Genomic DNA, 21072 nt, shown 5'->3' on the forward strand with positions numbered 1-21072 from the left:
ATCCCAACTCTCGAGTTGGGATTTTTTATATTAAATAAATTAAGAATTATTTTTCTTCTACCACACAATTAAAATGCTCTAAAGCAACTTTATAATTTTCAGGTAATTTTTCGTCTTTTGAAAACTCGATTTTACGCTTTCTTTTTGCATCTAGCCTATGTGCTGCTCTTAAAAATCTACGAACATCTTCTTTAGATTCTAATTTGATAGGCGGAACTTTTGCTGTATGTCCATTTTCATCTTTTGCTACCATTAAGAAATAAGATGAATTACAGTGTTTTACAATTCCTGTTTGGATATTTTCTGATTCTACACGAATTCCTACAACCATTGAAGTATTTCCTACATAATTTACCATAGCTTTAAGAGTTACCAACTCTCCTACTTCAATCGGATTTAAAAAATCAACCGTATTTACAGATGCTGTCACACAATATTTTCCAGAATATTTAGAAGCACAAGCAAATGCAATTTGATCCATTAAATTTAAAATATATCCTCCGTGAATTTTCCCACTGAAATTTGAATAAGATGGTAACATCAATTCTGAAATTTCAATTGCGGTATCTTTTGGCGTTTTTAAGCTCATTTATATCTTTTTAATCTTTTATTTTAATTTCCATCATAGGTTACAAAATTTCTAGGAGTTTCATAAAGTGTTACTTCTAGGTCAAATTTTGCATCCAATCTTTTTTTGATTTTATCCCAAATAACAACAACAATATTCTCTGCAGTTGGATTTAAATCTTTGAATTCTGGAACGTCTAAATTCAAATTTTTATGATCAAAAGGCTGTTCCACTTCCTCATAAATAATATCTTTTAAAATCTTCATATCAATCACATAACCAGTCAAAGGATCAATTTCACCTTTTACACTTACAATCAATTCGTAGTTATGACCGTGATAGTTTGGATTATTACAAAGACCAAATATTTCAGTATTTCTTTCTTGGCTCCAATTTTGATTATGCAATCGATGTGCGGCATTAAAATGAGCTTTTCTATGTACTGTTACTTTCATTTTTTTAACATTTTTATATCAAATTAACTGATAATCAATATTTTAACAATTAATTACAACATCCTAAATTCTTAATTACAAAATCCTTAACAAACAAAATTGTAATTTAATAATTCCATTTAAAACTCCGAAATTATGAAAGCGAATCTACATATTTTATACCTATTGTTATATATTTCTGTTGGTCTTTTTTCCTTTGATAAAAAAGAAGAATTACCCTCGTGTGAACTACCCAAAAAAATTGTAGATCAGATTAATCACTTTCATTTTAAAGAGAAAAATATTGATGATAACTTCTCCAAAACTCTAATTTCTAATTTCTTGAGAGATTTAGATTCTGATGGATTAATTTTCACACAAAAAGATGTAGATGAACTTTATAAATACGAATCTTTATTGGATAATGAAATTAAAGAAAATTCTTGTATTTTCCTTGATAAAGTAAAGGCAATTTACCAAAAAAACGTTTTAGAAACAGAAAAAATGGTTCATGAAATATTTGCTTCAGACCTTAAATTAAACAATGGAGAAACTTATACTTTTTCTACAGACGAAAAAGTTCTTTATGCAAAAGACATGGATGCTTTAAAGAAAAAATGGAATCGTCTTTTGAAATATCGCTTGCTTGTCAATTATTTTAAAATGAATACAGATGATATTTCAGACTTAGAAAATTTAAATTACGAAGAAGAAATTGCGAAAATGGTTCAGGAAACAATGCATTCAAATATTATTTGTTATTTCAATGGATTGATGAATCCTTCAAACGGTATGGATGCTTATGTTGAAAACATTTATTATACGGCAATTACCAATATGTTTGATCCAAATTCAACTTATTTTTCTTTCTCTGAAAAAGAAACTTTTGAGGGAGAATTATCTTCAGAAAAAAAGACTTTTGGTTTGGATTTGAAAGTAAATGATAATAATGAATTGATTATTCAAAAAATAAAAAATTATAGCAATGCAAGAAATTCTGCTTTAGAAAAGGGAGATAAAATTATTTCTTTAAAGTGGAACAATTCAGATGATATTATTGATATTCAATGTCCTGATGCTGGAAGAATTGAGAACATTATTGATTCAAATAAAAATCAAAATTTAAATATTATTGTTCAGAAAAAAAATAAAGAACAAATCTCCGTTTCTCTTACAAAAGTTTTAGAAAAAACCGAAGAGAATAGATTATACAGTTATGTTTTAGAAAACAATTTAAGTCCGAAAGTTGGTTACATTTCTTTTTCAAATTTTTATTCGCAAAGTAAAGGGAACAAAAAAAGTGGAATTGCTTATGATTTCAAAAAAGAATTGAAAAGATTAAAACATAATAACATCGATGGACTTATTATTGATTTACGTTTCAACGGTGGTGGTTCTATGCGAGAAGCCAGTAAAATCGTGAGTTTATTTACAAATATTGGTCCTATCGGAATTACTAAAACCAAAAAAGGTGAAGTTCAAATCATGAAAGATGTTTCTGTTGGATCTTATTTTAATAAACCAATTGTTGTTTTGGTAAATAATTATACCGCTTCGGCATCAGAGTTTTTAGCCGCAGCACTTAGAGATCATAATCGAGCAATTATTGTAGGGAATAGAACTTACGGAAAAGGTACAATGCAAGTTATTTTACCAATAAAAGAAACGGATGGAAATGATTTTGTAAAAGTTACAGTTGAGAAATTTTATAGAATTAACGGAAAATCTTTTCAGAAAAAAGGGATTTCTCCAGATATCTCTCTTCCGATGTATTTTCAAAATACAGCACATTCTGAAAGTAAAGCACCAAATGCTTTAGTAAACGATGTGATTTATAAAAAAACTTACTTCAAAAAGAAATATAATTTTCCGATGAGTCATTTGGTTTTATTGAGTAAAAGGCGAGTACATGATTCGAATAATTTTAAATTAATAGAACAAATTATTCCAGAATATGACCAGTATACAAACCAAAATACATATAATCTGAACTTTAATAAATTTAAAAATGATTATCGTGTAAAATTAAATGTGTATGATAAAATCAATGTTTTGAAAAAATATACGCAAAACTCTTATTCACCAAAGTATTCTGGAGTAAAATCAAGTAGACCACAAAGTGAAATTGTAAAAATTGAGTATAATATCAAAAAACTAAATCATGATATTTATATCGAAGAATGTTATAATATCATGAATGATTTTCTTTCGTATCAAAACAAAATCGCAGCAAAATAAAAGAAGATTATTTCTCTTTTTTAATGATTTCTGTAAGTAATTTTTTAGCTCTAAGCAGTTTTACTTTTACATTATTCAATGGCTCATTTATTGTTTCAGAGATTTCTTTGTAACTCATCTCCTGGAAATAACGCAACTGAATCATTTCTTGATAATGTGGTTTTAATTTTTTCACATAAGAAAGTAATTCTGCAAGATTTTGTTCGATAATTAAACGATCTTCAGGCGAAGGTGAACCATCTGATATTCTATAAATCTCATTTTTCTCATGCGAATTATTGATAGAAACAGTTTCTGTTTTCTTTTTTCTAGTATGATCAATAAGAATATTATGAGAAATAGAAAGTAGCCAATTTTTGAAAGCAAATTTAGAATTATAAAGCTCGATTTTGTCAAAAGCTCTAGAAAAAGTTTTGATGGTAATATCTTCTGCTTCATCTTCATTTCTAGTTTTAGAAAACTGAAAATGATAAACATCTTTCCAATAAGTATTCAGAAGTAAATTAAAAGCAGCTTGCCTTCCCTCCTTCGCTTCTTCTATTGCTTTATTTATATTTTCTGGATTCACCAATATTTAGGTTTTGATAAATAATTTCTTACTGCAACGTATAATTGTGTCGCGATTAAAATAAAATCTAAAAACGGTAATAAAAGGATCAAATCTTTTTCTTTTAACTTAAAAGCAGCACAACCTAAACTAAGATAATGAAAACTTAATCGAAAAAGAATTAAACTTCCAACTATTTCCCATTTGTATTGTTCTGAAAGCAAAACAATTGCCAAAAACCAAAAACCTACTTGAGAAATATAAAATAAAGCTAATAAAATTTTATGAAGCCATTTATAATGTTTTGCAGTACTCACATGTCTTCTTTTCTGACGAATCCAGTTTTTCATGCTGGTTTCTGGCTCAGAAACTGTAAAACTTTCTGGTGTAAAGCAAATTGCTGTATTATTTCTATTTGCAACTTCATTGATAAACAAATCATCGTCTCCTGACTTGATTTTCATATGGTTTACAAATCCATTTACATTTAAAAAAGTTTCTTCTGTGTATGACAAATTTCTTCCAACTCCCATATAAGGAATTCTGTTTTTAGCATAAGCAAAATATTGCGTTGCAGTCAAAACAGTTTCAAAACGAATTAATTTATTTAAAAAGGAATTTCGGATTCTTCTATATGCTCCATATCCTAAAACGATTGATTTTTCTTCATGATAATTAGAAAGCATTTCTGAAATCCAATTCTCAGAAATAATCTCACAATCGGCATCTGTAAATAACATATGCTCATGTGTAGCAGCTCTAATTCCTAAGGAAAGTGCATATTTTTTTGTTCCCCAAAATTGCTCATTTTCATATACATTGACAATTTTGACACTGATGTTCTTTTTCTCAAAATCCTTAGCATTTTCATCACGGAATTCTTCCATAATGTCTAAGGTTTCGTCATAAGAAGCATCGTTAATCAAAACTATCTCAAATTCTGGATAATTTTGTTTTGCTATTGAAGGTAGAAACTTTTTTAAATTTTCGGCTTCATTTTTGGCACAAACAAGTACGGAAACCGGAGGTTTGTTTGGACTCTTTTTCTTTTGGTTGGGGGTTGAAAAAGTAAATCTTCCAAAAATAAATAGATAATAAAAAAGTTGAACGATTACAATTACTATAAAAGTAATGAATAAGAATTCAAGCATTTAATCTATATAATATTGGTTTATTTATTTTCGCAGTCTTCTGGCATTTTACCGCAAAATCCACAAGGCTCTTTTGATTCATTTAAAAAAGGACTTTGACTAGCGCATGTCCCAGCAAATTTTCCATCTTTTTTAGCCCAGATTTTGATTGCAATTCCTGCAACTCCAACTCCTAATAAAACGGCTGTTATGATAAATAGTTCCATAATCCAAAGGGTTTTTGAAATGTTCTGCAAAGATACAAAATCTTAAAAACATTTAATAGTTTCTGATTTGAAATTTTCAGATTCAAAAGTCTAATTCGGATTTTCTTAAAATAAAAAAGTGATTTTGGATAAATTCTTACAATTTCACAACATTATACATTCTATAATTTTTATGAATTTTCTTAGATTTGTTTTGAATTAAAATAGTCCTTATGAAAATAAAATACAATCTTTTAGCACTTTCTACACTACTCCTTTTTGCTTGTAATAATAAATCAGAAAAAAAAGAAATCAAAGAAAACACAGCTAAAGAACAAAAGTTTGACAAAAGTAAATTCTTAACATCTTACACAAAAGATTTACCAAGAATTATAAACTCACAAAAGTTTATTATTGAAAAAAATAAAGATTCTAAAGAAGAAATTTCAGAAAAAGATTCTTTGTTTGTTGTTCATTTTTTAGACAAAAATGCTTTTAAATACGAGCAAAGTACTCCTTTAAAAGTGTATTATATTCAGGAAATCGATAGTATTTTGTCTACATTGTTTATTTTTAAAAATAGAATAGAGATTGCGAATTTTAATAAAAATAATTTTGAAAAAATAGATCACATCTCTAGTTTTAATGAAATAGTATTTTCTGATTCCTCTATTCATGCAAAAGAAGTAGATACTTCAAACGACGATAAAACTACCGAAACAACTTATAATTTAAAAGTTGGAAAAGACGGTAATTTTATCTGGAAAGGAAAAAAAGAAGAAACTTTCTTTACGGATGAATTCATGAGAAAATTAAAGCCCGTTTTTAATGAAAAAATTAAAAAAACAGAAACATTAAATCTTCCATTGAGTTTTAGAAAAGATAAAAATGATTTTGGAAAACTTTCTGCTATTTCTGGAATTACTTCTTCAGAAATTCCTCTAACCAAAAATGATAGTATCTTTTTTACTGAATTTATCAATAGTTATACATTTGATTCAGATGCACAAGGAATTTTTTATGATGTAAAAAAAGTATATGAAAATGAAAATTTCATTGGTTTCCTTGATTATTCAGATGGTTCTGGAGGTTCTGGTTTTGAGTTAATCATGATCAATAAAAATAATTTATCAATTACCGATAAAATTTCTGTTCAATATGAAACTGAAGAAGGTAATTTTTCAACTGGAAAAATTTCTGAAAATTTTGAAATTGAAATTCATGAAGAAATTATAGAAAAACTCCCTTCCGAGGAAAATGATCCTATGATTTATAAAATAATGAACAAAAAATTCGAGCTTGATGCTAAAGGTAAATTCAAAGAGACTTTTTATGAAGAATCTTTAGAAGAAAGGTTGTTGGAGTAATATGGAGAGTTTTTCTATTTTATTTTTAAAATCATTTAAAGAGTAGTCCTGTAGTTTTGAAAGAATTAATCTGTTTTTTTTTTGTTTATTATGTTTACCGGAGTTCAATCGACCTATTTTTAAAATTGTAAAAATCAAGAATTTTGAAAAAAATAGACGAAAAACTGTTTGAGCGATAGCGAGTTTGTTTCGTCTTTTTCAAATTTCGTAGATTTTTGATTTTAAAAATAAAGTCTTGATTTTTTTGATTCGTTTTTTTATCAAGAAAAAAATGAATGAAGAAACTGTCTGAAAATTACTTTTTTTTAAACAACACCTTTATATCTAATATTAAAATCTCTTTTCATTAAGAGATTTTTTTTGATTTAATTTCACTACGACACTAACTGGCGATTTAGTGAAATATCTTTGCTGTGAAGAAAAAGAAAAACAATATTTAATAACCACTGAATTTTACGATCAGTAGTTGAGGGGAAAAGAATATTGAAAAAGAAAAAGTTTAAAAACCTGTTTTAAATGTTATAGGGAGGCATTTCAGGCTATGCTCAAAAAAAGGAATCATTTGGTTCCTTTTTTTGTTTGTGATTTTTTTAACCACATTTTACATTACAAACCTTTAATTTTAATGAACTCATTTAAACTCTTTTGCCAAAACTAAGAGTTTTATCTGATGTTTATTGATGGTGAAGTGAAAAAATTTCAGCATAGCCTTAGTTATGGTTAAATTTTTTCACAAACCAGTAATGAACATGCTTGAAACGAATTTTGAGTTAAAAAGTTTAAAGGAGTTCAATATGCTAAATAAAGGTGAGACGATGAAAAATATTTTCTATACAATTTTGTTGCTAATTCCAAGTATTGTTTTAGCTCAAAAGACGGCAATTCCAGATGTAAATTTCCAGAAAAAACTAAAAGAAATTAATATCAATGTTGAAAATGGAATGATTGATAATGAAAGTGTAAAAAGTATTACAAAACTTTCATTGGCTGGTTCAGAAATTAAATCTCTACAAGGGATAGAAGCTTTTGTAAACGTAAAAGTTGTTTACTGTCATGATAATCAACTTACAGAATTAGATTTGAGCAAAAACCCAAATATTACTTTCATTGATGCGCATAATAATCAGATTTCGAAAACCAATTTTTCCAATAATGTAAAACTTTCGCAATTAGGAATTTCGAATAACAAACTAACCTCTTTAGATCTTTCAAAATTAACTGGATTGACGAAACTTTTTGTCAATAATAATGAGCTTACAGATTTGAATCTTGAGAAAAACAAAAAGCTTACAGATGTTTATGCTTTTTACAATGATCTAAAAACTGTGGAAGCAAATAATGGAAAACACTTCGATTTTTTCGATGTTTCGAACAATCCAGAACTAAAATGTATTGAGATTTTCAACATAAAATATGCAGAAGAAAATTATGTCAAAGATAATCAAGCGAATTTCAGTTTAATGTGTAGATAAATTTGACTTATTCTACAGCTATTTTTTCTTTTTTATTATTCATTTCATGGATATTTTCTAAGAATTCTTCCCATTTTGGCTTCACTAATTCGTGTTTATTTATTTGAAGAATTTCATTTTTATTAAATGTAATTTCCACATTATTCGGGAAAATATTTAAAGATGTAATTTCTTCAATTTTTCGATGTTTTCCTTTTCCTAATTCAAAAACACCTTCTTTTGTGATGTTTAAAATTCTCTTTTTTGAAATTAAAATATTTAATACTAAACAAATAAAAGCTAAACTTGATAAAATATACAGATACATATCTTGACCTGCCCAACTTAACGATATTATAAAAAGTAAAAAAGCTATGTTTAAATAATCAAAATTACTTTTTGTTAACATGACAAAATTTTTATCATCTAGACTTTTCAAATACTTTCTAAAAAGAAATAATCCACTTATGAAATAAGGAATAAAAGCCAACATCATAAACAGTGTATAATTATCATATTTGAAATAAGCTAAAGTAAAAATCACAAAAAAAGCGATATTAATCAAAGTAAAAATTGTTGTTTTTTTCATTTTTTCATAACTATTTTATTAACTCCCAAAATTTTTCTTCTGTCATATTAATTTTAATCATATCTCAATCGCAATTCTTTTACTTCATTATTTTTAAATTCATTCATTATTTCATTGATTTCTAGAAAACCATTCTCAATGTTTTCTTTTGACAAAATACTATTGTTAACAGGATAAAAACAGTTTGGATTTTCTTCTTCATACTTTAAAGATTCTGAATAATTCATACCTCTTAATTTTTCATCATCTTCATCTGTACTGAAAATTACTTTTGAAAAATAATCTTTAGCTATTTTACTTTTTTCTATAAATTCTAAAACAACATTTTGAATTTCTTCAATTTTAATCCAGTTTACATTTTTGGAATTCTCAATAGATTTTCTAGTTTCTTCATCTAGAAACTCATCAAATTCAAAATCAGCATCATCAAAATATGTATTTTGAAAAATCGAAAAATCTATTTCTAAAATCTTTTCCAATTGAACGATGACACTTTTATCATCATATCCTCCTATTTGTTCAAAAAAATAAGAAAGAACATAAGGAAATTGTTTTTCACTTTTATAATTATTGTTCGTTTCAAAAAAATAATACATTCCCATTTCTATATCAATTTTTATATTTTATTCCAAAAATAGAATCTTTTTACAAAAATATCGTAATGTTTTTAATATTAAAACAAAAAAAATGAACGACCTCAAAAAGAAATCGTTCATTTTTTTATTAAAACTAAAAAGTAATCTTACACAAATAATCGTGCATTTCACTAATAGTATTTTTTTTAAATAACTTAAAAATCAATAATCTACAAATAACACACCCCTAACCCCTCTCAAGAGGGGAATAAAAAATGCATTATTTATTCGCTAGATAAAAAGTCTCTAATTCTTTTAAATATTGTTGTTTTAAAACATTGTCTAATAAACTATATTGGAAAGAATTCTTCGCTAAATTGTATAAATCCTCTTTTGAAAGACCTAAAGCTTCTTGAATTTCCTCGTAATTTTTGTTTACTTGTCCCCCAAAATAAGCTGGATCATCGGAATTGATAGTTACGTTCATTCCTTTCTCCATCATCGTTTTTAGTGGATGATCTTTCAAGTCTTTTACAACTTGAAGCGCAGTATTTGAAAGCGGACAAACTGTAAGTGCTAAATCACGTTTTACAATTTCTTCAACTAATTTATCATCTTGCAATGAATTATTTCCGTGATCAATTCTTTTAATTCCAAGAACATCAATAGCTTCCCAAACATAGTCAGCATCTCCTTCTTCTCCTGCGTGCGCTAATGGAATATATCCTTCTTTTACAGAAGCTGCAAACACATTTTTGAACTTTGAAGGTGGATTTCCTTTCTCAGAAGAATCCAACCCGATAGCAGTAATTTTGTGTTTGAAAGGTAAAGAATCTTCCAAAGTAACAAATGCTTCTTCCTCAGAAAGATGACGAAGATAACTCATAATCAATAAAGAAGAAACTCCAAGTTTTTCACGTGCATCATCACAAGCTCTCGTAATTCCATTGATCACAGTTTTGAAAGAAACTCCACGATCTGTGTGCGTTTGTGGATCAAACATAATCTCTGTATGTCTGACATTTTGTGCTGCACATTTTTCCAAATAACTATAAGTTAAATCGTAAAAATCCTGCTCATGAATCAATACTCCAGCACCTTGATAATAAATATCTAAGAAATCTTGAAGACAATCAAATTTGTAAGCTTTTTCTAATTCTTCTACAGAATCAAAAGGAATAAACTGCCCATTTCTTTTGGCTATTTCGAACATTAAAGAAGGCTCAAAAGTTCCTTCAATATGTAAGTGCAACTCTGCTTTTGGTAGTTGCGCGATAAAAGATTTCATATTATTTGTCATATTGCAAATTTACGAATATCTCTTCATAATTTCATGACATTCAAACATATTATCACAAAGATTTCACAAATATATTTTAAACAAAAAAGCACGACTGAATCGTGCAATTTTTATAACTGAAATGACCGAAGCCAAAACCTATAATTTTAATAATTGTAAATCTCTAAATCCTTCTGCACCAAAACAACTCCAAGGGTATTCGGAAATATTTTTCCCAATTTTATCAATTTCTTTATTTCTCAAATAATCTTCATCCATCAAATAAAAAAATACAGAAAAATAATTTGCTAAATAATATCTGTCTTTAGAAGTTATGGATTCAAATCGATATTTCTTATACAAATCAATTATTTCCTCACGATACCTTTCTTTGAAAACATTTAAACTTTTTGTAAGAGAATAATTTTCTTGAATATCAAGTAATTCATCAAATATATAATCTAAATAAACCACTCTCAAAGTCTGACTTTTCGAATCTCTACACATGTGAAGAAACTTCATTTCTTCCTCATCAGATCCTAACCATTTTTCCTTCAAAATATCCCACATAAAAAAATGTGCTTGCAAATGCTGAGAATCCATAGTTTTTAATTTATTATAAAATCTCCAAGCTTGTTCTTTTTCGCTTAATCCCATACAAACTCGAATCAGTCTTGCATATGGCTCCGAATCTTCAGGCTTCGCTTGATTTGCAAAAGTCAAACATTCAAAAGCTTTTTCTAAATATTGAAAAAAACCTTGAACTTCTTCATCTGTCAATTCGTTTGCAAATTTCCCTGTTCTTTTTACCCAAGCTATTCGAGTAAACACTACTCCTACAAAAAGATTCGAATGAAAACTTTCTTGATTTTCATAAAACCATTTTTGGATAGGTTCTGAAAAATCTTCATCAAGTGCAATTTCTGTAATAAGAATAGATTTTTCCGCATTGGTTAATAGATCATAAAGCGGACCTATTTTCTCATAATTTTCTTCTAATAATAAGTTTTTTATGGTTTCTATTTCACCAATTCCAAAACCAATATTTCTATCATTCGGAATCGTAAAGCGGTAAATTATTCTTTTAATTAAGTTAATCATTGGGGTTGTTATTTTAGTCTAATCTAGATTTTACTTTTTCAAGTTTATTTTTCATTATTTTATGTAAAAACAAAATCATAAACAGATTGATTGCTGCAAGCGGAATATGTACCATCAAAAGCCATTTTGTCCAAGAATAATCCCAGATAAAATAATAAACAATCACAGAAATAATTCCTCTTACAAACCAAATTATTAGTTTTTTCTTACGAAACTCTGGTGTAAATTTTTCATCTAAAGAAGCATCTTCAAACCCTTGTTGAATTTCTTCTTTATAACTTAATTTTTGATCTTTTCCAGAATCAAAACCTTCTTCTTTCATCTATTTTTTGTTTTAAAAAGCGCAAATCTAATTTTATTTCTAAGGAATCCTATCTCTTTTTAAATTATTATGAAAAACTAAAAAAACCTGATTTTCTTTTGTATTAATTTCATTTTAAACAATTCAATTTTAACAATCTTATTCTTCCAAATTATCCGTATTTTTGCAGCCATTTTATGAAAGAAATCGTAGACAGCAATAAATCGGAAATTCTAGAAAATCTGGAATTAGAAATTTCTCTTCTTGAAAAAGAATTGGAAAAAGTTTCTTTGGAATTAAATCTATTTCAAAATGAAATTAGAGTCGCATTGATTCATGAAATTCGTCATATCAATAAATTAGAAAAGCTTTATAAAAAGCAAAAATTAGCTAAAAAAGCAAAGCGTTTAGCTCAAAAGAAAAAAGGGAAAAACTATAAAGAACCTAAAGAAAGTATTGTTTCTAAAACAAAACCTTCAAAAAAGGAAACTAAAACAGTTTCTGACAAAAATTTGAAGCAACTTTATAAAGAATCCATTGTAAAAATTCATCCGGACAAATATGCAAACGATTCTAAAGAAGTACAGGAAAAAGCTGCAAATCTTACGGTAGAATTAAATGATCTTTACCAAAAAGGAGATTTACGAGAACTAGAAAATCTATACAATCATATTTTAAGCGGAAATGCTTTTACTTCTTTTAGCGAACAAAAATCTTGTGAAAATCCTGAGGCTCTGGAGCAATATTTAAAAAACAAAAAAGAGAAAATTGAAGCGCAGCTTGCGGAAGAAAAAGATTCTCATCTGTATTTTGTTTTGAAAAATTATAAAAATCCTAGCTCTTATATTTCAGAACTTAAAATCATTTTTAAGGATAGAATTTTTAAACTAGAAAAGAGAACTCGCTACAAAAAACAAAAATAATTCTGGAGCCTGTTTAAAATTGTATCAGAATTTATTTTATAGCTTATTAAAATGCTATTTTGCCGACTTTTTTTGAGTGCATAGCATCGCTATGGACGATTAAAAAAGACAAAAAAGAGTTTTTAAGAAGCATATAATTTTTTTGATATAAATTTAAACAGGCTCCTACTATTTTTTATTATTTTCGGAAAATCAATGAGAGATAAAATTTGAAGTTTCAAGAAGAGAAATTCATCTTCATTTTTATACATTTCTTAATGAATTTTAATCCAAAACAACCAAATAAAATAATGAAAATAGAAGCAAAGAATCCTGAAGAGTATTTAGAACAATTACCAGAAGAAAGAAAAGAAGCCTTAGAAAAACTGCGTGCAGTAATTTTGAAAAACTTACCAGAAGGTTTTGAAGAAACAATGAGTTATGGAATGATCGGATATGTGGTTCCTCACTCAATTTATCCAAACGGATATCACTGTGATCCGAAATTACCGCTTCCATTTATGAGTTTTGCATCTCAGAAAAATTTTGTAGGATTTTATCATATGGGGATTTATGCAAACCCTGAACTTTTAAAATGGTTTCAAGAAGAATATCCAAAACACTGTACAAACAAATTAGATATGGGAAAAAGCTGTATCCGATTTAAAAATGTAAAGAAAATTCCATACGAACTTTTAGGTGAATTAACAGCAAAAATGACCGTTCAAGATTGGATTTCTCTTTATGAAGAAAATTTAAAAAAATAATAAACATCATTACGATTCTTTTTATAAAAAGATTTGCAAATTTTAAGTTCCCCTCTTGAGAGGGGCTAGGGGTGTGTAAACATTTTATTTCTTAAAAAAATAATATAGAAAAGTGATTTGAGAGATTCAAATCACTTTTTTCTTTTTACAAATCATCTACAAAATCTGCATAAATCTTAACAATCCCCTTATTAAACTCTTATTCAACAAAAGATTAGACTTTTTAAAATGTTAAAATTCAGAATAGTTTTTCGACAAAAACTCACAAAAAAATACATTTTGTTAGATATTTTTGAATTATTCAATTTTTTTCCTTTATTATTGCAGAAGTTAGTTTTTTATTCGTTATCAAACTAACACAGACACACTAATTAATTTTTAAATAACCCCTTTTAAATGAATACATTTACGATCAACCAACTAAATGATTTATTAGATGGTACTTTAATTGGTCACACAGATCAAGAAATCCACGGACCTGAGCAAATGGAAAAAGCAAAGGAAAATCATATTACTTTCATTGGAAATGCTAAATATGCAAATCTTTGGAAAAAATCAGATGCTTCAGTTGCCATTGTTAATGAAGGTTTAGAAGTAGAACAACTAGAAAACAAAGCATTAATTCAAGTAAAAAATGCCGATCTAGCGATGGCTAAAGTTTTGGAAATATTTGCTCCAAGACTTCCAGAGTTTTCTTCAGATATTCACCCAACTGCTGTAATTGATACTACTGCAAAAATTGGTGCTGGTTCTAAAATAGGTGCTGGTTGTTATGTAGGAAAAGATGTAATTTTAGGCGAAAACGTTACTTTATTTCCAAATGTAACCGTTTTAGATGAGTCTGAAATTGGAGATAATACAACAATTTGGTCTGGAGCAGTTATTCGTGAAAGAACAATTATGGGAAAAAACTGTATCATCCACAACAATGTAAGTATCGGAGCTGACGGATTTGGTTTCCGTCCTGATATGTCTTCTGGAGATTTAGTTAAAATTCCTCAAATCGGAAATGTAGAAATTGGTGACAATGTAGAAATTGGTGCAAATTCAACAGTGGATCGTGGAAAATTCAGTGCTACTGTTATTGGAGATGGTTGTAAAATTGACAATTTAGTACAAATTGGTCACAATTCTGTAATGGGACGTTATTGTATCATGGCTGGTCATAGTGGACTTGCCGGATCTGTTACTTTAGGTGACGGAGTAATTATCGGAGGAAGTGCTTCTATCAAAGATCACGTAACGCTTCATTCTGGTGTAACAGTTGGAGCTGGTTCTGGTGTATTAAATGATGTAGCTCCAGGAAAAACAGTACTTGGTTATCCTGCATGTGAATCAAGAGACATGCTTAAACAATGGGTAACTTTAAGAAAATTAGCTAAAAAATAGTCTATTTATATTTTTACTTTAAAAGGGCGGTAAATTAATTTTCACTGCCCTTTTTATGTTTTTTTGGAGCTTCCCTTTTCTTCGTTTCAAAAAAACTCAGAAAAGGTCGGGCTTTCCGCTATATCTTTTTTGCAAACCAACTTTATGAAGAAAAGCAAAAAAGGATGCCGCTACTATCCCTAAGCCAAGTTTAAAGCAAATCATTAAAATTCTGCTTCAATCACTTTATTCACATCCTTTACAGAAGAAATACCTCGCCAAGGAATTTTCACTTTCAAATCTTTAGTATTTTCAATTAACACCTCATTTTCTGGATCATAACTCAACTCTTCTTCAATAGCGTTTCTATTTTTTGACACAATAATATAATCTTTCAGTCCATTTTCATCTCCTGGAAAAATAAGATCAATATCTTCTCCTCCACCTACACCAGCATAAGACTCTAAAGGTTTAAACTTTATAAATGAATTCGAATCATCTAGAAAAATATAAGACGAAGAGGAATAACCACAAGCTTCTACAGAAGTATCTATAGATAAAATATTTTCAACTCCATTAATTCCGGAACCATTACTCCAAGTAAAAGTATATTCTACATTTTCAATCTGCAGGTCAATTTCATTTTCAATCACCTCATCTTTACTATTTTTTGTTCTAACTTTTACTTTAGGTGTATAAGGTTCTTTTTCATTTGGAAAATTACCTGAAAAAACAAAATAATCCTTTCCATTACTCGTAACTTTATGATCAGCAATCAATCCTGAACAAACATATCCTACTTGATAATCATATTCAACCAACACCCATGGATAAGCAACTCCATTATACGTAAAGCTTTCAGTAGAGATATCAACAATTTCCAATTTGGCTCCCATTGGAAGTGTATCTAATATTTTATTGCTTGCTTCTGTATTTGGTTCCTCTCTTAGTTTTACATTATTTCCAAACAAATAAACAAAAGAATCTTCTTTGAGATTTTTCTCATTAGAAACAACACCTCTTATATGAAAATTTTTATCCTCTTGTGCAATTACAATGTTTACACAAAAAATAATCAATACAATTAAAATCTTTTTCATTTTTTTATAATTAATGTTTTTCCCTCCCATGGATAAGAAGAGTTTTCCCATTTTACATCTCTAAAATATTCGTGTTTTTCTAGCACATTTGGATTCACTTCTGGATCAATATCTTTATAGGAATACAAAATTTTACCAGCTTGCCCATTTCTATCATTCGGAAAAGTTAATTCATCTACAAAATAATATCCTTCATCACCTCCTGACGTACATTTATAAATAGTAAAAAACTTCGAACCAGTAAAAGCAATAAAAACAGTATAATCATAATAATATTCTTCCATAGTATATTCTATAGAAATTACATTTTCTATCCCTGTCAATCCTTTATTATTATAAACATTTGGTCTAAAATTTTGCCCCTCTACTTCTATAGAGTACTCTAAATAATCTGTACTTCCTTTTTCTTTTACACGGATCAACATTTCTTTTTTAGATGACATAGAACTTGGATCTCCATGAATTTTAGAAGAAAAATAAAATTGATTATCCTTATATTCTGCAGTATAATTGGCAAAAAATGCTCCTGCAACATATCCTTTATTTCCATCAATCTCTATATAATACCAAGGAGTTTTTTCTTTACCTAAAGTCAAAAAAGAATTTGTTTTACCAATAATCTTTACTTTAGCTCCAATCGGAAGCATATCTACAACCTCACAATTTGTATTTGGTTCTTGTCTAAGTTTTACATTATCTCCAAAAAGATGTACCTCATCTCCTTTTTTAAACACACTTTTAGGTAAAAAATAATATCCATCCGAATCTTCACCTTGTGCAAAAAGAATTGCTGGAATTAATAATAATATTAAAAGTAATTTTTGTTTCATAGTCTATTCTTCTAATCTATTTTCTAATTGTTTTTCAATTTTTTCTTTTGCTTTAGCTAACTTTTCTAAATAGTTTGGCTCATCAAAATCTATTGCATAATAATATTCATATCTAGTTTCTGATTCAAAACCGTATTTCATACTTCTATCAATATAAAACTTACAGTAAGTCAAAAAACCAAACCTTGTATTTTCATCATCAGGAAAAGCATAAACTTCTTGAATTTCGATATCTTTTTCTTTTTCTATTTTACTTGAAGAAATCTTTAAAAACGTAGATCTTTTATAAAAAATATATTCTTTATAAATATTTAATTTTTCTCCTTTTTGCACTTCATAAACAATCTCAAAAACATGTTTTACATTTTCTAATCTTCGATCTCCATATTGATTTATAACTAAATTTTTATAATCCTCTTTTAAAGGAATCTCTTCTTCAATTAATTCGCTGTGTGCATTTTTAGTTCTTAAATACAATTTATCTTTAATGATGTTTACAACAAAAGAATGTCCATAAATCAAAACTTCTTTTTTTGCCAAAAAGTAAGAAACGATATACCCAATTTGATCTGTGTATTGCACTTTTATCCAAGGATACTCGACTCCGTTTATTTCATACGTCTCTGAAGTTGTTTCTAAAAATTGTAGTTCTGAACTTATTGGCATCAAAGCCAAAACTTCCGAATCTGTAGTTGGTTGTTCTCTAAGTTTTACATCATTTCCAAACAAATACACCAATTCATTTGGTTTTAATTCTTTTCTACCAATTTCTACAACCTGCTCTTGTGCATAAATCCAAAACACATTTAAACAAAGTAGAAATAGAAAAATTTTATGTTTCATTTAATTTTTATTTTAATTAATCTCTATAATTTTTTAGAGACTTCAAATAAAATAACATTTTTGATTTAAATAAAATTTTATAGATTATTTTTTAGAAAGTAAATTTTAAACAAAAAAATAGCAACCAAAAAATTGATTGCTATTTGAAATATTTTATTTAAAAAGTAATTAGTTTGCCATCATACTTTTCTTTTTCTCTACTTTAGAAGTAGTTTCTGGCTTCATTACTACACCTTTGATTTTTAATTTCACTCTAGGCTCGCTAGCATTTGAAGTAACAGTAATTGTTTTAGAGAAACCTCCAATTCTGTTTGTAGCATACTTCACTTCAATTTCCCCTACTTCACCTGGCATAACTGGTTTTTCTGGTTTCTTAGGAATTGTACATCCACAAGAAGATTTTACTTTTGAAATTATAAGAGGAGACTTTCCAGTATTTTTAAACTTGAAAACTCTTTTTCCGTCTGCTTTATGTTCAATTTTACCATAATCAATCACAGTTTCTTCAAATGTGATAATTGGGGCATTTGGATCTACAGTTTTTTCAGTAGAAGTTTGTTGTGCTTGTACACCTACGAAAGTAAGAAAAAGCACCAATAATGGTACAAATTTTTTCATGATAATAGTTTTTTATGTTGTAAAATTAATTATTTTTTTCTGCATTCAAAATTCTTTAGTTTTTTTTTAAGTTGTACATTTGCGGATATTTTAAAATAAATTTTTTATTAAAAATGAATATTGCAACAAAATACAACCCACAAGAAGTAGAAGACAAGTGGTATAGTTACTGGATGGATAACGGTTATTTTAAATCGACACCAAACGAGAAAGAAGCGTACACTATTGTAATTCCTCCACCAAACGTCACAGGAGTACTTCATATGGGGCACATGTTGAATAACACTATTCAAGATGTACTTATTCGTAGAGCTCGTCTTAGAGGTTACAATGCTTGTTGGGTTCCTGGAACTGACCATGCATCAATTGCTACGGAAGCAAAAGTTGTTGCAAAATTACGTGAAGAAGGAATTCAAAAAGATGATTTGACACGTGAGGAGTTCTTAGGACACGCTTGGGATTGGACACACAAACATGGTGGAATTATCTTAAGTCAGTTAAAAAAATTAGGAGCTTCATGTGATTGGGATCGTACGAAATTTACGATGGATCCTGATTTATCGGAATCTGTAACAAAAGTTTTCGTTGACTTATATAATAAAGGATTAATTTACCGTGGATATAGAATGGTAAACTGGGATCCGGAAGCAAAAACAACACTTTCTGATGAGGAGGTAATTTATGAAGAAAGAAATGGAAAATTCTATCATATCAATTATCAAATTGAAGGAACAGAAGAGTTTGTAACAATTGCAACAACAAGACCAGAAACAATTCTTGGAGATAGCGCAATTTGTGTAAATCCAAATGATGAAAGATATGCTTCTTTAAAAGGAAAGAAAGTAATCGTTCCGATTGCAAACAGAGCTATCCCTGTAATTGAAGATGAATATGTAGATGTGGAATTCGGAACAGGATGTTTGAAAATTACTCCTGCACATGATCCAAATGATAAAGAAATTGGAGAAAGACATAACTTAGAAGTTATTGATATTTTCAATGATGATGCAAGCTTAAACTCTCATGGTTTACACTACGAAGGAAAAGATCGTTTTGTAGTTCGTAAAGAGATTGCTAAAGAATTAGAAGAAAAAGGATTCTTAGCAAAAGTTGAAAATCACGTACATAAAGTAGGAACTTCTGAAAGAACAAAGGCTGTAATTGAGCCTAAAGTTTCTGTGCAATGGTTCTTAAAAATGGAAGATTTAGTAAAACCAGCTATCAAAGCAGTGCAAGATGGTGAGGTAAACTTAGTTCCAAATAAATTCGTAAACACTTATAATCACTGGATGAACAATGTTCGTGATTGGAATATTTCTCGTCAATTATGGTGGGGACACCAAATTCCAGCATTTTTCTATGGTGAAGGTGTAAACGATTTTGTTGTTGCGAAAACAGTTGAAGAAGCAGCAACTTTGGCTTCTGAGAAATTAGGAAAAGAAATTACAGTAGCAGATTTAAAACAAGATCCAGATGCTTTAGATACTTGGTTCTCTTCTTGGTTATGGCCAATGAGTGTTTTTGATGGTGTAAGAAATCCTGATAACGAAGAATTTAAATATTACTATCCAACGAATGATTTAGTAACGGCTCCTGAAATTTTATTCTTCTGGGTTGCTCGTATGATTATTGCTGGATATGAGTTTGGAGATGCGAAACCATTTACAAATGTATATTTAACTGGAATCGTTCGTGATAAGCAAGGACGTAAGATGTCTAAATCTTTAGGAAACTCTCCTGATCCGATTGAATTAATGAAACAATACGGAGCGGATGGAGTTCGTGTAGGAATGTTATTAAGTTCTCCTGCAGGAAACGATTTACCTTTTGATGAAGATTTATGTTCTCAAGGACAAAAATTCACAACAAAAATTTGGAATGCATTCCGTTTAGTAACAGGATGGGAAGTTTCTGAAGAAATTGAGCAACCAGAATCTGCGAAAGTAGCTATCGAGTGGTTCAAAGCGAAATTCCAAAGTGAATTAGCAATTATTGAAGATCATTATTCTAAATATAGAATTTCAGATGCTTTAATGAGCATTTATAAATTAATTTGGGATGAATTATGTGGTTGGTATTTAGAAATGGTAAAACCAGCTTACCAACAACCAATCGATGCGAAAACATATGCTGAAACAGTTGCGATTTTCGAAGATTGCTTAAAAGTATTACATCCATTCATGCCTTTCTTAACGGAAGAAGTTTGGCAACATTTCTCTGAAAGAACTGCTGAGGAAGCTTTAATTATCGCTTCTTACCCAGAATTAGACGAGAATTACAACAAAGAAATCGTTTCTGATTTTGAAGAAATTAAAGATATTATTTCTGGAGTTAGAACAATTCGTAAAGACAAAAACATCGCATTCAAAGAAGCTATCGAACTTTCTGTAATGGAAAATGAGAAAATCAACAGAGCTTTTGATGTGATTATTTCTAAACTTGGAAATATTTCTGAGATTCACACAGTTTCTGAGAAATTAGATGGAAGTTTATCTTTCCGTGTGAAAGCAAACGAATTCTTTATTCCTGTTGCTGGAGCAATCAATGTGGAAGAAGAAATTGAGAAAATCAAAGCGGAGTTGACTCGTGCGGAAGGTTTCTTAAAAGGTGTACAAAAGAAATTATCTAACGAGCGTTTCGTAAGTAATGCACCAGAACAAGTTGTTGCTTTAGAAAAGAAAAAAGAAGCAGATGCTTTAGCTAAAATCGAAACTTTAAAATCTAGTTTAGAGTCTTTGGTTGGTTAAAAAATTAGAAATTAAGCGAAATCGAAATTGGTTTTCAATAAAACATAAATTTTGATTTTCCTTTAAAATATTTAAAAAAACAGACTTCCTTTTTGGTAGTCTGTTTTTTTG

The 21072-nt window shown here is 28.6% G+C and carries 21 protein-coding genes; 7 read left to right on the forward strand and 14 right to left on the reverse strand.

All coding sequences use genetic code 11. The features are described 5' to 3' along the window. Nucleotides 1-46 precede the first annotated feature (46 nt). A complete protein-coding gene (locus I0K12_RS11300; RefSeq protein ID WP_196888116.1) occupies nucleotides 47-589 on the reverse strand; it encodes an acyl-CoA thioesterase in 543 nt (180 codons plus the stop codon). 23 nt (nucleotides 590-612) lie between these two features. Further along, a complete protein-coding gene (locus I0K12_RS11305; protein WP_196888119.1) occupies nucleotides 613-1023 on the reverse strand; it encodes a 6-pyruvoyl trahydropterin synthase family protein in 411 nt (136 codons plus the stop codon). Nucleotides 1024-1158: 135 nt separating this feature from the next. On the opposite strand from I0K12_RS11305, the gene I0K12_RS11310 reads away from it, so the two are divergent. Continuing rightward, nucleotides 1159-3240: a carboxy terminal-processing peptidase gene (locus I0K12_RS11310; RefSeq protein WP_196888121.1), complete on the forward strand. Its 2082-nt coding sequence runs from the start codon at nucleotides 1159-1161 to the stop codon at nucleotides 3238-3240. 7 nt (nucleotides 3241-3247) lie between these two features. Here I0K12_RS11310 and I0K12_RS11315 read toward each other — a convergent pair whose 3' ends face one another. Genes I0K12_RS11315 through I0K12_RS11325 form a run of 3 tightly spaced genes read right to left on the reverse strand, consistent with a single transcriptional unit; the run spans nucleotide 3248 to nucleotide 5144 of the window. Next, nucleotides 3248-3808 (reverse strand): RNA polymerase sigma factor, encoded by a 561-nt coding sequence (locus I0K12_RS11315; protein ID WP_317194433.1) that lies wholly within the window; start codon nucleotides 3806-3808, stop codon nucleotides 3248-3250. After that, on the reverse strand, nucleotides 3805-4938 hold the full coding sequence (locus I0K12_RS11320) for a glycosyltransferase (RefSeq protein ID WP_196888123.1): 1134 nt from the start codon (nucleotides 4936-4938) through the stop codon (nucleotides 3805-3807). Before I0K12_RS11320 ends, I0K12_RS11315 begins: the two co-directional genes overlap by 4 nt. 20 nt (nucleotides 4939-4958) lie before the next feature. Then, nucleotides 4959-5144 carry a membrane or secreted protein gene (locus tag I0K12_RS11325; protein WP_196888125.1) on the reverse strand — a complete coding sequence of 62 codons (186 nt, stop codon included), beginning with the start codon at nucleotides 5142-5144 and terminating at the stop codon, nucleotides 4959-4961. A 212-nt stretch (nucleotides 5145-5356) separates the two neighbouring features. On the opposite strand from I0K12_RS11325, the gene I0K12_RS11330 reads away from it, so the two are divergent. Next, nucleotides 5357-6490, forward strand: a complete 1134-nt coding sequence (locus tag I0K12_RS11330; protein ID WP_196888127.1) for a hypothetical protein — start codon at nucleotides 5357-5359, stop codon at nucleotides 6488-6490. 794 nt (nucleotides 6491-7284) lie between these two features. Beyond that, complete coding sequence (locus tag I0K12_RS11335; RefSeq protein WP_196888129.1) at nucleotides 7285-7962, forward strand: hypothetical protein; 678 nt, start codon at nucleotides 7285-7287, stop codon at nucleotides 7960-7962. A gap of 7 nt (nucleotides 7963-7969) precedes the next feature. Here the strand turns inward: I0K12_RS11335 and I0K12_RS11340 are convergent, their stop codons facing one another. From I0K12_RS11340 to I0K12_RS11360, 5 genes are all read right to left on the reverse strand, one after another. Next, the gene (locus tag I0K12_RS11340) at nucleotides 7970-8530 is read right to left on the reverse strand and encodes a hypothetical protein (protein WP_196888132.1); all 561 of its coding nucleotides are present in this window, start codon (nucleotides 8528-8530) and stop codon (nucleotides 7970-7972) included. Nucleotides 8531-8583: 53 nt separating this feature from the next. Continuing rightward, nucleotides 8584-9132: a hypothetical protein gene (locus I0K12_RS11345; RefSeq protein WP_196888134.1), complete on the reverse strand. Its 549-nt coding sequence runs from the start codon at nucleotides 9130-9132 to the stop codon at nucleotides 8584-8586. Nucleotides 9133-9385: 253 nt separating this feature from the next. Next, nucleotides 9386-10405, reverse strand: coding sequence for an adenosine deaminase (locus I0K12_RS11350; RefSeq protein ID WP_196888136.1), 1020 nt, complete (start codon nucleotides 10403-10405; stop codon nucleotides 9386-9388). A 138-nt stretch (nucleotides 10406-10543) separates the two neighbouring features. Beyond that, nucleotides 10544-11485, reverse strand: coding sequence for a hypothetical protein (locus I0K12_RS11355; protein ID WP_196888138.1), 942 nt, complete (start codon nucleotides 11483-11485; stop codon nucleotides 10544-10546). Between the two features lie 13 nt (nucleotides 11486-11498). Next, entirely contained in the window at nucleotides 11499-11807 is a 309-nt protein-coding gene (locus tag I0K12_RS11360) for a hypothetical protein (protein ID WP_196888140.1), read from the reverse strand. A 176-nt stretch (nucleotides 11808-11983) separates the two neighbouring features. Here I0K12_RS11360 and I0K12_RS11365 point away from each other — a divergent pair, with 176 nt between their 5' ends. The 3 genes from I0K12_RS11365 to lpxD all read left to right on the forward strand — a co-directional run bounded on the left by I0K12_RS11365 (nucleotide 11984) and on the right by lpxD (nucleotide 14844). Continuing rightward, nucleotides 11984-12709, forward strand: a complete 726-nt coding sequence (locus I0K12_RS11365) for a hypothetical protein (protein WP_196888142.1) — start codon at nucleotides 11984-11986, stop codon at nucleotides 12707-12709. Nucleotides 12710-12999: 290 nt separating this feature from the next. Continuing rightward, nucleotides 13000-13455: a DUF1801 domain-containing protein gene (locus tag I0K12_RS11370; RefSeq protein WP_196888144.1), complete on the forward strand. Its 456-nt coding sequence runs from the start codon at nucleotides 13000-13002 to the stop codon at nucleotides 13453-13455. A 396-nt stretch (nucleotides 13456-13851) separates the two neighbouring features. Further along, on the forward strand, nucleotides 13852-14844 hold the full coding sequence (gene lpxD, locus I0K12_RS11375; protein ID WP_196888146.1) for a UDP-3-O-(3-hydroxymyristoyl)glucosamine N-acyltransferase: 993 nt from the start codon (nucleotides 13852-13854) through the stop codon (nucleotides 14842-14844). 203 nt (nucleotides 14845-15047) lie between these two features. Here lpxD and I0K12_RS11380 read toward each other — a convergent pair whose 3' ends face one another. The 4 genes from I0K12_RS11380 to I0K12_RS11395 form a co-directional block, all read right to left on the reverse strand. Then, nucleotides 15048-15923: an SH3 domain-containing protein gene (locus I0K12_RS11380; RefSeq protein ID WP_196888148.1), complete on the reverse strand. Its 876-nt coding sequence runs from the start codon at nucleotides 15921-15923 to the stop codon at nucleotides 15048-15050. Next, complete coding sequence (locus I0K12_RS11385; protein WP_196888150.1) at nucleotides 15920-16753, reverse strand: SH3 domain-containing protein; 834 nt, start codon at nucleotides 16751-16753, stop codon at nucleotides 15920-15922. Before I0K12_RS11385 ends, I0K12_RS11380 begins: the two co-directional genes overlap by 4 nt. A 3-nt stretch (nucleotides 16754-16756) precedes the next feature. Further along, nucleotides 16757-17596, reverse strand: coding sequence for an SH3 domain-containing protein (locus tag I0K12_RS11390; protein WP_196888152.1), 840 nt, complete (start codon nucleotides 17594-17596; stop codon nucleotides 16757-16759). Between the two features lie 168 nt (nucleotides 17597-17764). Further along, complete coding sequence (locus tag I0K12_RS11395) at nucleotides 17765-18214, reverse strand: DUF1573 domain-containing protein (RefSeq protein WP_196888154.1); 450 nt, start codon at nucleotides 18212-18214, stop codon at nucleotides 17765-17767. A gap of 113 nt (nucleotides 18215-18327) precedes the next feature. Between I0K12_RS11395 and I0K12_RS11400 the strand changes: the two genes are divergently transcribed. Next, the gene (locus I0K12_RS11400; protein ID WP_196888162.1) at nucleotides 18328-20961 is read left to right on the forward strand and encodes a valine--tRNA ligase; all 2634 of its coding nucleotides are present in this window, start codon (nucleotides 18328-18330) and stop codon (nucleotides 20959-20961) included. The last annotated feature ends 111 nt before the right edge of the window (nucleotides 20962-21072 follow it).

It is taken from the genome of Aureivirga sp. CE67 (genome assembly GCF_015767245.1).
Taxonomy (GTDB): domain Bacteria; phylum Bacteroidota; class Bacteroidia; order Flavobacteriales; family Flavobacteriaceae; genus Aureivirga.